24 protein-coding genes are annotated in these 12,904 nt (G+C 66.0%); all 24 read right to left on the bottom strand.

The window, feature by feature from the left end; translation table 11 throughout:
• Positions 1 to 65: 65 nt before the first annotated feature.
• Positions 66 to 1,082 carry a DNA-directed RNA polymerase subunit alpha gene (locus ACBR40_RS32755; RefSeq protein ID WP_020542283.1) on the bottom strand — a complete coding sequence of 339 codons (1,017 nt, stop codon included), beginning with the start codon at positions 1,080 to 1,082 and terminating at the stop codon, positions 66 to 68.
• 97 nt (positions 1,083 to 1,179) lie between these two features.
• Positions 1,180 to 1,806 carry a 30S ribosomal protein S4 gene (gene rpsD, locus ACBR40_RS32760; RefSeq protein ID WP_020542284.1) on the bottom strand — a complete coding sequence of 209 codons (627 nt, stop codon included), beginning with the start codon at positions 1,804 to 1,806 and terminating at the stop codon, positions 1,180 to 1,182.
• A gap of 23 nt (positions 1,807 to 1,829) precedes the next feature.
• The gene (rpsK, locus tag ACBR40_RS32765; RefSeq protein WP_012887860.1) at positions 1,830 to 2,234 is read right to left on the bottom strand and encodes a 30S ribosomal protein S11; all 405 of its coding nucleotides are present in this window, start codon (positions 2,232 to 2,234) and stop codon (positions 1,830 to 1,832) included.
• Between the two features lie 45 nt (positions 2,235 to 2,279).
• A complete protein-coding gene (gene rpsM / locus ACBR40_RS32770; RefSeq protein WP_020542286.1) occupies positions 2,280 to 2,660 on the bottom strand; it encodes a 30S ribosomal protein S13 in 381 nt (126 codons plus the stop codon).
• A gap of 216 nt (positions 2,661 to 2,876) precedes the next feature.
• Positions 2,877 to 2,990 carry a 50S ribosomal protein L36 gene (gene rpmJ, locus ACBR40_RS32775; protein WP_003956441.1) on the bottom strand — a complete coding sequence of 38 codons (114 nt, stop codon included), beginning with the start codon at positions 2,988 to 2,990 and terminating at the stop codon, positions 2,877 to 2,879.
• Positions 2,991 to 3,012: 22 nt separating this feature from the next.
• Positions 3,013 to 3,234 (bottom strand): translation initiation factor IF-1, encoded by a 222-nt coding sequence (infA, locus tag ACBR40_RS32780; protein ID WP_012887858.1) that lies wholly within the window; start codon positions 3,232 to 3,234, stop codon positions 3,013 to 3,015.
• Between the two features lie 272 nt (positions 3,235 to 3,506).
• Positions 3,507 to 3,908, bottom strand: a complete 402-nt coding sequence (locus ACBR40_RS32785) for a hypothetical protein (protein ID WP_344216675.1) — start codon at positions 3,906 to 3,908, stop codon at positions 3,507 to 3,509.
• 104 nt (positions 3,909 to 4,012) lie between these two features.
• Positions 4,013 to 4,441 (bottom strand): DUF1707 domain-containing protein, encoded by a 429-nt coding sequence (locus tag ACBR40_RS32790; protein ID WP_344216673.1) that lies wholly within the window; start codon positions 4,439 to 4,441, stop codon positions 4,013 to 4,015.
• A 15-nt stretch (positions 4,442 to 4,456) separates the two neighbouring features.
• Complete coding sequence (map, locus tag ACBR40_RS32795; protein ID WP_344216671.1) at positions 4,457 to 5,269, bottom strand: type I methionyl aminopeptidase; 813 nt, start codon at positions 5,267 to 5,269, stop codon at positions 4,457 to 4,459.
• Positions 5,270 to 5,378: 109 nt separating this feature from the next.
• Entirely contained in the window at positions 5,379 to 6,029 is a 651-nt protein-coding gene (locus ACBR40_RS32800; protein ID WP_344216669.1) for an adenylate kinase, read from the bottom strand.
• Positions 6,029 to 7,336 carry a preprotein translocase subunit SecY gene (gene secY / locus ACBR40_RS32805; protein WP_344216667.1) on the bottom strand — a complete coding sequence of 436 codons (1,308 nt, stop codon included), beginning with the start codon at positions 7,334 to 7,336 and terminating at the stop codon, positions 6,029 to 6,031. The genes ACBR40_RS32800 and secY overlap by 1 nt, the downstream gene beginning before the upstream one ends.
• A gap of 171 nt (positions 7,337 to 7,507) precedes the next feature.
• Positions 7,508 to 7,963, bottom strand: a complete 456-nt coding sequence (gene rplO / locus ACBR40_RS32810; protein ID WP_329585533.1) for a 50S ribosomal protein L15 — start codon at positions 7,961 to 7,963, stop codon at positions 7,508 to 7,510.
• A 2-nt stretch (positions 7,964 to 7,965) separates the two neighbouring features.
• Complete coding sequence (gene rpmD / locus ACBR40_RS32815) at positions 7,966 to 8,148, bottom strand: 50S ribosomal protein L30 (protein ID WP_080043226.1); 183 nt, start codon at positions 8,146 to 8,148, stop codon at positions 7,966 to 7,968.
• 2 nt (positions 8,149 to 8,150) lie between these two features.
• The gene (gene rpsE / locus ACBR40_RS32820; RefSeq protein ID WP_103960875.1) at positions 8,151 to 8,780 is read right to left on the bottom strand and encodes a 30S ribosomal protein S5; all 630 of its coding nucleotides are present in this window, start codon (positions 8,778 to 8,780) and stop codon (positions 8,151 to 8,153) included.
• A gap of 31 nt (positions 8,781 to 8,811) precedes the next feature.
• Positions 8,812 to 9,195, bottom strand: a complete 384-nt coding sequence (gene rplR, locus ACBR40_RS32825; RefSeq protein ID WP_091090113.1) for a 50S ribosomal protein L18 — start codon at positions 9,193 to 9,195, stop codon at positions 8,812 to 8,814.
• A 2-nt stretch (positions 9,196 to 9,197) separates the two neighbouring features.
• On the bottom strand, positions 9,198 to 9,740 hold the full coding sequence (gene rplF / locus ACBR40_RS32830; RefSeq protein WP_344216665.1) for a 50S ribosomal protein L6: 543 nt from the start codon (positions 9,738 to 9,740) through the stop codon (positions 9,198 to 9,200).
• A gap of 16 nt (positions 9,741 to 9,756) precedes the next feature.
• Positions 9,757 to 10,155 (bottom strand): 30S ribosomal protein S8, encoded by a 399-nt coding sequence (gene rpsH, locus ACBR40_RS32835; protein ID WP_020542297.1) that lies wholly within the window; start codon positions 10,153 to 10,155, stop codon positions 9,757 to 9,759.
• Between the two features lie 156 nt (positions 10,156 to 10,311).
• Positions 10,312 to 10,497, bottom strand: coding sequence for a type Z 30S ribosomal protein S14 (locus ACBR40_RS32840; RefSeq protein ID WP_020542298.1), 186 nt, complete (start codon positions 10,495 to 10,497; stop codon positions 10,312 to 10,314).
• Between the two features lie 4 nt (positions 10,498 to 10,501).
• Positions 10,502 to 11,077, bottom strand: a complete 576-nt coding sequence (rplE, locus tag ACBR40_RS32845; protein WP_344216662.1) for a 50S ribosomal protein L5 — start codon at positions 11,075 to 11,077, stop codon at positions 10,502 to 10,504.
• Positions 11,077 to 11,373, bottom strand: coding sequence for a 50S ribosomal protein L24 (gene rplX / locus ACBR40_RS32850; RefSeq protein ID WP_344217050.1), 297 nt, complete (start codon positions 11,371 to 11,373; stop codon positions 11,077 to 11,079). The genes rplE and rplX overlap by 1 nt, the downstream gene beginning before the upstream one ends.
• Positions 11,374 to 11,381: 8 nt before the next feature.
• On the bottom strand, positions 11,382 to 11,753 hold the full coding sequence (rplN, locus tag ACBR40_RS32855) for a 50S ribosomal protein L14 (RefSeq protein ID WP_026214151.1): 372 nt from the start codon (positions 11,751 to 11,753) through the stop codon (positions 11,382 to 11,384).
• Between the two features lie 192 nt (positions 11,754 to 11,945).
• Positions 11,946 to 12,254 (bottom strand): 30S ribosomal protein S17, encoded by a 309-nt coding sequence (rpsQ, locus tag ACBR40_RS32860; protein ID WP_344216660.1) that lies wholly within the window; start codon positions 12,252 to 12,254, stop codon positions 11,946 to 11,948.
• Entirely contained in the window at positions 12,247 to 12,483 is a 237-nt protein-coding gene (rpmC, locus tag ACBR40_RS32865; protein ID WP_344216658.1) for a 50S ribosomal protein L29, read from the bottom strand. Before rpmC ends, rpsQ begins: the two co-directional genes overlap by 8 nt.
• Positions 12,483 to 12,902, bottom strand: coding sequence for a 50S ribosomal protein L16 (rplP, locus tag ACBR40_RS32870; protein ID WP_080043233.1), 420 nt, complete (start codon positions 12,900 to 12,902; stop codon positions 12,483 to 12,485). Before rplP ends, rpmC begins: the two co-directional genes overlap by 1 nt.
• Positions 12,903 to 12,904 lie beyond the last annotated feature (2 nt).

Genomic DNA, 12,904 nt, shown 5'->3' on the forward strand with positions numbered 1-12,904 from the left:
CCAGGTACCGGAGTCGGGCCGCCAGGCCCCCTGCTTGCCAGGGGGCCCGCGCTATCAGTGTGTGATCAGTACTGCTCGGTCTCGACGTACGCGCTGTCGTCGTCGTCGTAGCCGCCGCCGGCCACCGCGCTCGGGTCGAACCCGGGCGGGGAGTCCTTGAGCGACAGCGACATCTCGTGCAGCTTCTGCTTGACCTCTTCGATCGACTTGGCGCCGAAGTTCCTTATGTCGAGCAGGTCCTGCTCGCTCCGCGCGACGAGCTCGCCCACGGTGTGGATGCCCTCGCGCTTGAGGCAGTTGTACGAGCGGACGGTGAGGTTGAGCTCCTCGATCGGCAGCGCCAGGTCGGCCGCCAGGGCGGCGTCGGTGGGCGACGGGCCGATGTCGATGCCCTCGGCCTCGACGTTGAGCTCACGGGCCAGGCCGAAGAGCTCGACGAGGGTCTTGCCGGCGGAGGCCACCGCGTCGCGGGGCTTCATGGCGGGCTTGGTCTCGACGTCGAGGATGAGCCGGTCGAAGTCGGTCCGCTGCTCGACTCGGGTGGCCTCGACCTTGTAGGTGACCTTGAGCACCGGGGAGTAGATCGAGTCGATCGGGATGCGACCGATCTCCTGGCCCGGCTGCTTGTTCTGGGCGGCGGAGACGTAGCCGCGGCCGCGCTCGACGGTCAGCTCCATCTCCAGCTTGGCCTTGCCGTTGAGCGTCGCGATGCGCAGCTCGGGGTTGTGCACCTCGACACCGGCCGGAGGCGCGATGTCGGCGGCGGTGACCTCGCCCGGGCCCTGCTTGCGCAGGTACATCACGACCGGCTCGTCGTGCTCGGAGGAGACGACCAGTTCCTTGAGGTTGAGGATGATGTCGGTGACGTCTTCCTTGACCCCGGGAACGGTCGAGAACTCGTGCAGCACGCCCTCGATGCGGATGCTCGTCACGGCCGCGCCCGGAATGGACGACAGCAGCGTGCGACGCAGCGAGTTGCCGATGGTGTAACCGAAGCCCGGCTCCAGCGGCTCGATCACGAACCGGGACCGGGTGTCGTCGAGCGACTCTTCCAGGAGAGTCGGGCGCTGAGCGATCAGCATGTGCGGGTTCTCCCCTTTTTCGTGTGGCGCCCGCTATATGACACCACTCCGATGAAAAGCGTAGCCGAGGTACGGCGAACCGCACCTCGGCCGAGGCTCACTTCGAGTAGTACTCGACGATGAGCTGCTCCTGGACCTGGGTGTCGATCTGCTGCCGGACGGGCAGCTGGTGCACCAGGACGCGGAGCTTGTCCGGCACGACGCCCAGCCAGGCCGGGATCGTGCGGTCGCCGGCCGTGGCCCGCGCGACCTCGTACGGCATGAGGTTGCGCTTGTTCTCGCGGACCTCGATGATGTCGTGCTCCCGGACCAGGTAGGACGGGATGTCGACCTTCTTGCCGTTCACCAGGATGTGCCCGTGACGGACCTGCTGGCGGGCGGCGTCGCGCGACTGGGCGAAACCGGCGCGGTAGACCACGTTGTCGAGGCGGCTCTCCAGGATCTGGAGCAGCACCTCACCGGTCTTGCCAGTCTTGCGGGAGGCTTCCTCGTAGTAGTTGTGGAACTGCTTCTCGAGGACGCCGTAGATGCGGCGGGTCTTCTGCTTCTCACGAAGCTGAAGCTGGTACTCGGACTCCTTGGGACGTCCGCGGCCGTGCTCACCCGGCGGGTAAGGACGGATCTCGATGGGGCACTTGGCGGATTCGCACTTGCTGCCCTTGAGGAAGAGCTTGGTCTTCTCGCGGCGGCACAGCTTGCAGTCCGCGCCCGTGTAACGAGCCATGTGTCTCTATCTCCTGCGCTATCTCAGACGCGGCGGCGCTTGGGCGGCCGGCAACCGTTGTGCGGAACCGGGGTGACGTCCTGGATCGAGCCCACTTCGAGGCCGGTGGCCTGCAGCGAGCGGATCGCGGTCTCACGGCCGGAGCCGGGACCCTTGACGAAGACGTCGACCTTGCGCATGCCGTGCTCCATGGCGCGGCGGGCGGCGTTCTCGGCGGCCATCTGGGCGGCGAACGGGGTGGACTTACGGGAGCCCTTGAAACCCACGTGGCCGGCGCTGGCCCAGGAGATCACGTTCCCGCTGGGGTCGGTGATCGAGACGATCGTGTTGTTGAACGTGCTCTTGATGTGGGCGTGCCCGTGAGCGACGTTCTTCTTCTCCTTGCGGCGCACCTTCTTCGGCGCGCCCTGACGGCTCTTAGGAGGCATTGTTTGCCGTTACTCCTGAGGTCTTCGGTCCAGCGGCTGCGAGGACTACTTCTTACCGGGCTTCTTCTTGCCGGCGACGGTCTTCTTCTTGCCCTTGCGGGTGCGCGCGTTGGTCTGCGTGCGCTGACCGTGCACGGGCAGGCCCTTGCGGTGCCGGATGCCCTGGTAGCAACCGATCTCGATCTTGCGACGGATGTCGGCCTGGACCTCGCGGCGCAGGTCACCCTCGATCTTGAAGTTCGCCTCGATGTAGTCACGCATCGGGACGAGCTCGGTGTCGCTGAGCTGGTGGACGCGAAGGTCCCCGCTGACACCGGTGGCCTCGAGGATCTCCTGGGCGCGGGTGCGGCCGATCCCGTAAATGTAGGTGAGAGCGATCTCCAGCCGCTTGTCGCGGGGGAGGTCGACGCCAACCAGGCGAGCCATGGTCGGGCATTCTCCTTTTCTGTGGCGGAGGTCTTGCGCCGCACTACCCCTCCCCATGCCCGGGGTGAGGGCCCCGGCCTCCGACCGGGGGTCTCCTGAACGGTTCGACCGAAAGGCCGCCTGCTCAGGCGTGAAACGCGCTAACTGACTGGAGGCTTCTCATGCGTCGAGCCCGCTCCCGCGATCGGGGCGGACTCGGAGAAGCCTTGCGGCGACTTAGCCCTGGCGCTGCTTGTGGCGCAGGTTGTCGCAGATCACCATGACGCGACCGTGCCGGCGGATCACCTTGCACTTGTCGCAGATCTTCTTGACGCTCGGCTTTACCTTCATTGTCCTTTGTTCCTCAGACGTCTTACTTGTATCGGTAGACGATCCGCCCACGACTGAGGTCGTAGGGGCTCAGCTCAACGACTACCCGGTCGTCCGGCAGAATCCGGATGTAGTGCATCCGCATCCGTCCGCTGATGTGGGCCAGGACCTTATGGCCGTTGTCGAGCTGCACCCGGAACATGGCGTTCGGGAGCGACTCGACCACAGTGCCCTCGATCTCGATGGCGCCGTCTTTCTTGGCCAAAGAATTCCTCGCGTTTCACTGATCGGTCGTCTGAGGCTCCGGTTCACTACGCAGCCGCGACCTTCACGCTTCGGAGAGAGCGGCGATCAGCGAGGACCGCCGACGCGTGACAAGTCATAGTGAGCCGACTAAGGAGTGTACGACACCTGAGCCAAAAACGCGAAACGCGTGCCAGGTGTCCTGACACAACCATGTAAGAGTGTACCCCACCCGCACAGCCCGAAAGGCCCGCCAGGGGAGAGAGCCCGGCGGACCTTTCCGGAAGGGGACGATCAGTAGATGCGGTGCGTGGGCCCGCAGTATTTCGTGGGGCCGCCCCAGCAGGTGTAGGTGTACAGCTTCTTGATGCCCGGCTGCGACCAGGTCTCGTGGTACGAGCCGTTCCAGCCGCGGTAGAAGGAGTGCCAGTTCCCGCCCGAGTAGTACTTGAACCAGACGTAGCCCTTCTTCGGCGTCGACTCCTTGCCGTACCAGTGGGTGTACACCCGGCCGCCGGACTTCCAGGTCTTGCCGTAGGTGTAGGCCTTGCGGTTGCTGGAGTAGTACTTGCCCCAGCTCTTCACCGAACTGGCCGTGGTCTGCGAGGTGGCCGCCTGGGCGGCGGGGGCGGCGAGGGTGAGGCCGGTGACGGCGATCGAGCCGGCGAGGGCGGCGGCCGCGAACAGCTTGCGCATCTTGGGTTCCTCCGGTGAGTGGTGTTGCCGACACCGCTCACGTTAGGAATCCGGACTTGTCCGTACTGCGGATGAATGCACACAGTGCACTAGTGCACAAATCCCTACTGCTGCTGCTTGGGCTGGTTGTTGCCGAAGATGGTGCTGATCAGCAGGATCACGCCCCACGGGCCCATGACCCACAACGGCCAGGGATAGACGTCACCGTTGGAGGTGGAGCTCACGATTAACCAGATCACCCAGTTGATGCCGCTGGCCATCGCCCACGCGCCCCACGCCGCCTTGATGCCCGCGTGCGCGTCGCGCTTCTTCTCGATCTCCTTCGAGACCTTGGGGCGGTTTCGGAGGTCGACCTCCGGCAGGTCGGCGGTCAGCCTGGCCAGCTCACCGTAGGTCTTGGACTTGTAGAGCTGTTCGAGCCGCTCGTTGAACTCGTCCATGGTGATGCGGCCCTGGGCCGTGTGCTCGCGGAGGACGGCGGCGACCCGGTCGCGGTCGCCGTCCGAGGCTCGCATCTCAGGGCTGTTCGCCATCCCACCACTCCCGGTTCAGTTCTGCGAGTGTCCTCCGAGGCGAGATTCGCCCCCGTCCAGGGCGGTAAGCACCCAAGGACCATTATGTGTCACGGCGACGCTGTGTTCGAAGTGCGCGGACGACTTGCCGTCCACGGTCACCACGGTCCACTCGTCGGACAGCACCCGGGTGCGCTCGGTGCCCAGGTTGACCATGGGCTCGATGGCCAGGCACATGCCTTCCTCCAGCACCGGGCCGCGCCCCGGCCGGCCGTGGTTGGCGATCCACGGGTCCATGTGCATCTCGGTGCCGATGCCGTGGCCGCCGTACTCGGGCGGGATGCCGAAGCGGCCCTGCGACTTGACGTACTTCTCGATCTCGAAGCCGATGTCGGACAGGTGCCGGCCGGGCCGCAGCGCCGCGATGCCGCGCCACATGGCCTCCTCGGTCACCCGCATCAGCTCGGTCAGCTTCGGGTCCACCTCGCCGACCGGGACCGTCACGGCCGAGTCGCCGTGCCAGCCGTCCAGGATGGCGCCGCAGTCGATGGAGATGACGTCGCCCTCGCGCAGCTTGCGGGCGTCGGTGGGGATGCCGTGGACCACCTCGTCGTTGACCGAGGCGCAGATCGTCGCGGGGAAGCCCTGGTAGCCCTTGAACGACGGGATCGCGCCCTCGTCCCTGATCGCCTTCTCGGCGATGGAGTCGAGGTCGAGCGGCGTCATCCCCGGCTCGACCGAGCGCTTCAGCAGGTCCAGCGTGCGCCCGACGACCAGCCCGGCCGCGCGCATCTTCTCCAGCTGCTCCGGCGACTTGATCTGGATGCCGTGCCGGTTCCTCTTGAACATGTTCTGCCCCCCATGGGTCTCAACGGGCCACATCGGGGGCCCAATTCCCCCACAATAGCCGCGAGGTGGCACGGAAACCCGTGCCACCTCCGCCTTGTCGATGCCGCAGCTAGCCCATGTAAGGGCTGATCGCCTCCATGGCCCGCCCGGTGACCTCCTCCACGGGGCCGGTCGCGTCGACCCCCACGAGGATGCCCTCCTCCGCGTAGTAGGAGACCAGCGGCGCGGTCTGCTCCTGGTAGACCTCCAGCCGGTGCCGGACGGTCTCCTCTTTGTCGTCGTCCCGCTGGAAGAGCACGCCCCCGCACGCGTCGCACCTGTCGTCCTTCTTGTCGTCGAAGTCGACGTGCCAGATGCGGCCGCACTGGCTGCAGGTGCGCCGGCCGGCCAGCCGCCTGACCACCTCGTCGTCGTCCACGACCAGCTCCAGGACCAGGTCGAGCGCCTGGCCCCAGTCCTTGAGCATGTCGCGCAGGATCTCCGCCTGCGCGACGTTCCTCGGGAACCCGTCGAGCAGGAAACCGTCCTGCGCGTCGGGCTCGGACAGGCGGTCGCGGACCATGGCGATGGTGACCTCGTCGGGCACCAGGTCGCCGCGGTCCATGTAGGTCTTGGCCAGCTTGCCGAGGTCCGTGCCGCCGGAGACGTTGGCACGGAAGATGTCACCTGTCGAGATCTTCGGGATGGACAGGTTCGATGCGATGTACTGGGCCTGAGTCCCCTTACCCGCTCCGGGAGGCCCCACCAGGACGAGACGCACTACCGCAGGAAGCCTTCGTAGTTACGCTGCTGCAGCTGGCTCTCGATCTGCTTAACCGTGTCCAGGCCCACGCCTACCATGATCAGGATACTCGTCCCTCCGAACGGGAAGTTCTGGCTCGCACCGGACACCGCGAGAGCGACGATCGGGACCATGGAGATGAGACCCAGATAGAGCGACCCCGGAGCCGTCAGGCGGGTGAGCACGAAGTTGAGGTACTCAGCCGTCGGGCGACCGGGGCGGATGCCCGGAATGAACCCACCGTACTTCTTCATGTTGTCGGCGACTTCAGCGGGGTTGAACGTAATCGACACGTAGAAGTACGTGAAGAAGATGATCAGCAGGAAGAACGTGGCCATGTAGATCGGCGTGTCGCCGGTGGCGAGGTTCGTCGAGATCCACCTGATGACCGCGTTGTCGCTCGTCTGGAAGAGCGAGGTCACCAGCTGCGGCAGGTAGAGCAGCGAGGACGCGAAGATCACCGGGATGATGCCGGCCTGGTTGACCTTCAGCGGGATGTAGGTCGAGGTGCCGCCGTACATCCGCCGGCCGACCATGCGCTTGGCGTACTGGACCGGGATGCGGCGCTGCGCCTGCTCGACGAAGACCACCGCGGCGATCATGAAGACGCCGACCACCATGACCACCGTGAAGGTGAAGGGGTTGGCCTTGAAGATGTTGACCAGCTCGGACGGGAAGACCGCCACGACCTGGGTGAAGATCAGGATCGACATGCCGTTGCCGACGCCGCGGTCGGTGATCAGCTCACCCAGCCACATGATGACCGAGGTGCCCGCCGTCATGATGACGACCATCGTGACGATGCTGAAGATGTCGTCAGGGTCGAGCAGCACGCTCTGCTGACAGTTCGGGAAGAGCTGACCCGTGCGGGCCAGGGCGATGAAGGCCGTCGACTGCAGGACCGCGAGGCCGATGGTCAGATAACGCGTGTACTGCGTGATCTTGGTCTGGCCGGCCTGGCCTTCCTTCTTCAGCGCCTCCAGTCGTGGAATGACCACGACGAGCAGCTGGAGAATGATGCTCGCGGTGATGTACGGCATGATGCCCAGCGCGAACACTGAAAGTTTCAGGAGGGCGCCACCGCTGAACAGCTGCACCATCCCGTAGATGTTGCCGGTCTCCTGATCAGCGCGCGCCTGGTTGAAACAGGCGGCCAGATTCTGGACGTGAACTCCCGGAGTCGGAAGAACCGAGCCGAGACGGAAAAGCGCGATGATGCCCAGCGTGAAGAGCAACTTCTTGCGCAGGTCCGGCGTCCGGAACGCCCGGGTAAACGCGGTCAGCACGGTCCCTCCTGCGCGCCTATGAGGCGAATTGAGTATGCGATGGTGCGGGGATCTGCCATCTGAGTCTCATTGTCAGAACGAGCCGGACAGAAGCCTGCCGTCTCGCGAACTCTAACGCACTACGGGCGTGGGAGCCCATTGTCAGGGCCCCCACGCCTCGTCATAGCGTTACTACAGCTCGGTAACGGAGCCACCGGCGGCGGCGATCTTCTCCTTCGCCGCGGACGAGAAGGCGTGCGCCTGCACGTTGACCGCGACGGAGATCTCACCGGTGCCGAGGACCTTCACGAGCTGGTTCTTGCGAACAGCACCCTTGGCGACCAGCGCCTCGACGGTGACCTCGCCACCCTCGGGGAACAGCTCACCGATCCGGTCCAGGTTGACGACCTGGTAGGTCGTCTTGAACAGGGCGTTGGAGAAGCCCTTGAGCTTCGGCAGACGCCTCTGCAGCGGCACCTGGCCACCCTCGAAGCCCGGGAGCATCGTGGTGCGGGCGTGCGTGCCCTTGGTGCCCCGACCGGCCGTCTTGCCCTTGGACGCCTCGCCGCGACCCTTGCGGATCTTGGACTTGTTGGCGCCCGGAGCCGGACGGAGGTCGTGAATCTTGAGCGGAGCCTTGTCAGTCATGACTAGTCGACCTCTTCCACCTCGACGAGGTGCGTCACCACGGAGACCATCCCGCGAATCTCGGGACGGTCCTCCTTGACGACGACGTCGCCGATTCGCTTCAGGCCAAGCGAACGCAGCGAGTCACGCTGGTTCTGCTTGCCACCGATCTTCGAGCGAACCTGAGTGATCTTCAGGCGTGCCATGACTAGCTCACCGCCTTAGCGGCCGCGGCCTCCGCCAGGCCCTCGCGCTGAGCCTTGAGCATGGCGGCCGGAGCCACGTCCTCGATCGGCAGGCCACGGCGGGCGGCGATCTCCTCGGGGCGCGAAAGGCCCTTCAGCGCGGCCACGGTGGCGTGCACGATGTTGATCGGGTTGTCGGAGCCGAGCGACTTCGACAGGACGTCGTGGATGCCGGCGCACTCCAGCACCGCGCGCACCGGGCCACCGGCGATGACGCCGGTACCGGCCGAGGCCGGACGCAGGAAGACGACACCGGCCGCCTCCTCGCCCTGCACGGTGTGCGGGATGGTGCCCTGGATGCGGGGCACCTTGAAGAAGTGCTTCTTGGCCTCTTCGACGCCCTTGGCGATGGCCGCGGGCACTTCCTTGGCCTTGCCGTAGCCGACGCCGACCAGGCCGTTGCCGTCACCGACGACGACGAGGGCGGTGAAGCTGAAGCGACGACCACCCTTCACGACCTTGGCCACTCGGTTGATCTTCACTACGCGCTCGATGTACGAGACGCCCTTGTCGGCGGCGCCACCGCGGCGATCGTCACGACGGTCCCGCCGCTCGCCACCGGTGCCGCCACCGCGACGCGGAGCTGCAGCCATCAGTGGTTCCTCATCTCAGCATTTGCGGTCATCAGAATTCGAGCCCACCTTCGCGGGCGCTGTCCGCCAGCGCGGCGATGCGCCCCGCGTAGCGGTTGCCACCGCGGTCGAAGACGACCTTGGTGATCCCGGCTTCCTTGGCCCGCTGAGCGAGGAGCTCGCCGACCTTCTTCGCCTTCTCGGTCTTGTCCGCCTCCAGCGTGCGCAGCGAGGGGTCCATGGTGGACGCGCTCACCAGCGTGTGGCCGACGGAGTCGTCCACGATCTGGACGAACATGTGACGGGTCGAGCGGTTGACGACCAGGCGCGGACGCTCGGCCGTACCGACGACGAACTTGCGGACGCGGCGGTGACGGCGGGCCCGCGAGACGGTGCGGGCAGCCGTGTGCTTGCTGAACGCAGTCTTCGGAGCCATGCCTACTTACCAGCCTTTCCGACCTTGCGGCGGATCTGTTCGCCCTGGTAGCGCACGCCCTTGCCCTTGTACGGGTCAGGCTTGCGCAGCTTGCGGATGTTCGCGGCGACCTCGCCGACCTTCTGCTTGTCGATGCCGTCCACGTGGAACAGCGTCGGCTTCTCGACGCGGAAGGTGACGCCCTCGGGGGCGTCCACGATGACCGGGTGGCTGAAGCCCAGGGAGAACTCCAGCTGCGTCGGGCCCTTGGCCTGGACGCGGTAACCGACGCCGACGATCTCCAGGGACTTCGAGTAGCCCTGGGTCACGCCCTGCACCATGTTGGCGATGAGCGTGCGCGAGAGGCCGTGCAGGGCACGGACCTTGTTCTCGTCGTTGGGACGGGTGACGGCGATGGAGCCGTCGTCGTCGCGACCCACCTGAATGGGCTCCGCGACGTTGTGAGTAAGCGTGCCCTTAGGGCCCTTCACCTGAACGCTCTGGCCGTCGATCGTGATGTCCACGCCACTGGGCACAGGGATGGGCAGCCGTCCGATACGCGACATGCTGGGTTCCTCCCCTCTACCAGACGTAGGCGAGGACTTCCCCGCCCACGCCACGCTTGCCGGCCTGCTTGTCGGTCATGAGGCCGTGGGACGTCGAGATGATCGCGACGCCCAGCCCGCCCAGGACTCGAGGCAGATTGTCCTTCTTCGCATAGACCCGCAGGCCGGGCTTGGAAACCCGGCGCAGACCCGCGAGCGACCGCTCACGGGTCGGCCCGAACTTGAGCTCCACGACAAGGTTCTTGCCAACCTTGGCGTCCTCGACGGTCCAGGCCTGGATGTAGCCCTCCTGCTGGAGGATCTCGGCGATGTGCGCCTTGATCTTCGAGTACGGCATCGACACGCTGTCGTGGTACGCCGAATTCGCGTTGCGCAGACGCGTGAGCATGTCTGCGATCGGGTCGGTCATCGTCATGGCCAGTGGCCTTCCTCGCCGCGGTTTCCAGTCGGCCAAGCAGCGCTCTGCCGGTGGACCTTCGGCGTGGTCACGGACGCCCGCACCGGGCGTCCTGATCCTTGTACTACGAAAATATGAGTGCCTGGTGAGCGGCACAGCCGCCCACCAGGTTACCTACCAGCTCGACTTGGTGATGCCGGGCAGCTCGCCACGGTGCGCCATCTCGCGGAAGCACACGCGGCAGAGCCCGAACTTCCTGTAGACGGCGCGGGGACGGCCGCACCGCGAGCACCGGGTGTAGGCCCGGACCTCGAACTTCTGCTTGCGCCCCGCCTTGGCGATCAGCGACTTCTTCGCCATTGGATCAGGCCTCCTTGAACGGGAAGCCGAGGAGCTTCAGCAGCGCCCGGCCCTGGTCGTCGTTGGTCGCGGTGGTCACGATCGTGATGTCCATGCCGCGCGGCCGGTCGACCTTGTCCTGGTCGACCTCGTGGAACATGACCTGCTCGGTCAGACCGAAGGTGTAGTTCCCGTTGCCGTCGAACTGCTTGGGCGAAAGGCCGCGGAAGTCACGGATACGGGGCAGCGCGAGCGCGAGCAGCCGGTCCAGGAACTCCCACATGCGGTCGCCGCGCAGCGTGACGTGCGCGCCGATCGGCATGCCCTCACGCAGCTTGAACTGCGCGATGGACTTGCGGGCCCGGACGACGGCCGGCTTCTGGCCGGTGATCACGGTGAGGTCGCGAACGGCGCCCTCGATCAGCTTGGAGTCGCGAGCCGCCTCGCCGACACCCATGTTGACCTTGATCTTGACCAGGCCGGGGGTCTGCATGACGTTCTTGATGTCGAACTGCTCGCGCAGCTGCGCCGCGATCTCCTCGCGGTACTTCGTCTTGAGCCGGGGCGTCGGGCGCTCGGTCTCAGTGGTCGTGGCAGTCATCAGCTGTCCTCACCCGTCTTCTCGTCGGCCTTCTTCTCGTCGGCCTTCTTGTCGGCGGGCTTGTCGTCCTTGAGCCTCTTCACGTTCGAGACGTGGATGGGGCCCTCCATGGTCTGCACGCCGCCCGTCTTGGCGCCGCGCGGACCCTGGTGGGTCTCCTTCGCGTGCTTCTTGATCATGTTGACGCCCTCGACGACCACACGGTCCTCGCCCGGGAGCGCGGCGATGACCCGGCCCTTGGCGCCCTTGTCCTTGCCGGCGATGACCTCGACCAGGTCACCCTTCTTCACATGCAGCTTCGGCATTACAGCACCTCCGGGGCGAGCGAGATGATGCGCATGAACTTCTTGTCACGCAGCTCGCGGCCGACCGGGCCGAAGATACGAGTGCCACGAGGGTCACCGCTGTCCTTGATGATGACGGCGGCGTTCTCGTCGAAGCGGATGTAGGAGCCGTCGGGCCGGCGCCGCTCCTTGACCGTGCGGACGATGACGGCCTTGACCACGTCGCCCTTCTTGACGCCCGTGCTGCCCGGCAGCGCGTCCTTGACAGTGGCGACGATCACGTCGCCGATACCGGCGTAGCGTCGGCCCGAGCCGCCGAGCACACGGATGCAAAGGATCTCCTTCGCGCCCGTGTTGTCGGCGACCTTGAGCCGCGACTCCTGCTGGATCACGTTAACTCCTGTTAGTCGCGCCGGTTCTCATCGCTGAGCCTGGCGGAACCTGATGTTGTCTTGTTCCCACGGCCACAGCCCCGCTGGGGCCGCACCGCAGGCGACGCGAGGCCCCGGAGGACCCCGCGTCCTTGGACGCCGTCATGGGGGCTCTGAAGAGCCCCCACGGGGCGCGGTATATGCGAGAGGGCCTTACTTGGCCTTCTCGAGGATCTCCACGACCCTCCACCGCTTGGTGGCGGAGAGGGGGCGGGTCTCCATCAGCAGCACGCGGTCGCCGACGCCACAGGCGTTGGCCTCGTCGTGCGCCTTGTACTTGGTCGTCCGGCGGATGACCTTGCCGTACAGGCGGTGCTTGACGCGGTCCTCGACGGCGACGACGACGGTCTTGTCCATCTTGTCGCTGACGACGAGGCCCTCGCGCACCTTGCGGAAGTTCCGCTGGGTGCCCTCGGCCTCGGCCGCGCCGGCCTCGGTGCTGGTGGTGGTCTCGTCAGCCATCGCTCGACTCCTTCTCGACCGTGACGATGCCGAGCTCCCGCTCGCGCATCACGGTGTAGATACGGGCGATCTCGCGGCGGACGGCCCGCAGCCGCCCGTGGCTCTCCAACTGACCGGTCGCCGCCTGGAAGCGGAGGTTGAACAGCTCCTCCTTCGCCTCCTTCAGCTTCTGGACCAGGGTGTCCTGGTCCTCGAGCCGCAGCTCGCCGGCGGTCAGGCCCTGTGCCATCACGCCTCACCCACTTCACGCTTAACGATCTTGCACTTCATCGGGAGCTTGTGGATCGCACGCTGAAGCGCCTCGCGAGCGATCGGCTCCGCCACGCCGGACAGCTCGAACATCACGCGTCCGGGCTTGACGTTGGCGATCCACCACTCCGGCGAACCCTTACCGGAACCCATGCGGGTCTCGGCCGGCTTCTTCGTGAGCGGACGGTCGGGGTAGATGTTGATCCACACCTTGCCGCCACGGCGGATGTGACGGGTCATGGCGATACGAGCCGACTCGATCTGGCGGTTGGTCACGTAGGAGTGCTCAACGGCCTGAATGCCGAACTCGCCGAACACGACCCTGGTGCCGCCCTTGGCGGCTCCGCTGCGGTCGGGCCGGTGCTGCTTGCGGTGCTTGACCCTGCGCGGGATCAGCATGG

This window comes from Nonomuraea sp. AD125B, assembly GCF_041402765.1.
In the GTDB taxonomy this organism is placed as follows: domain Bacteria; phylum Actinomycetota; class Actinomycetes; order Streptosporangiales; family Streptosporangiaceae; genus Nonomuraea; species Nonomuraea bangladeshensis.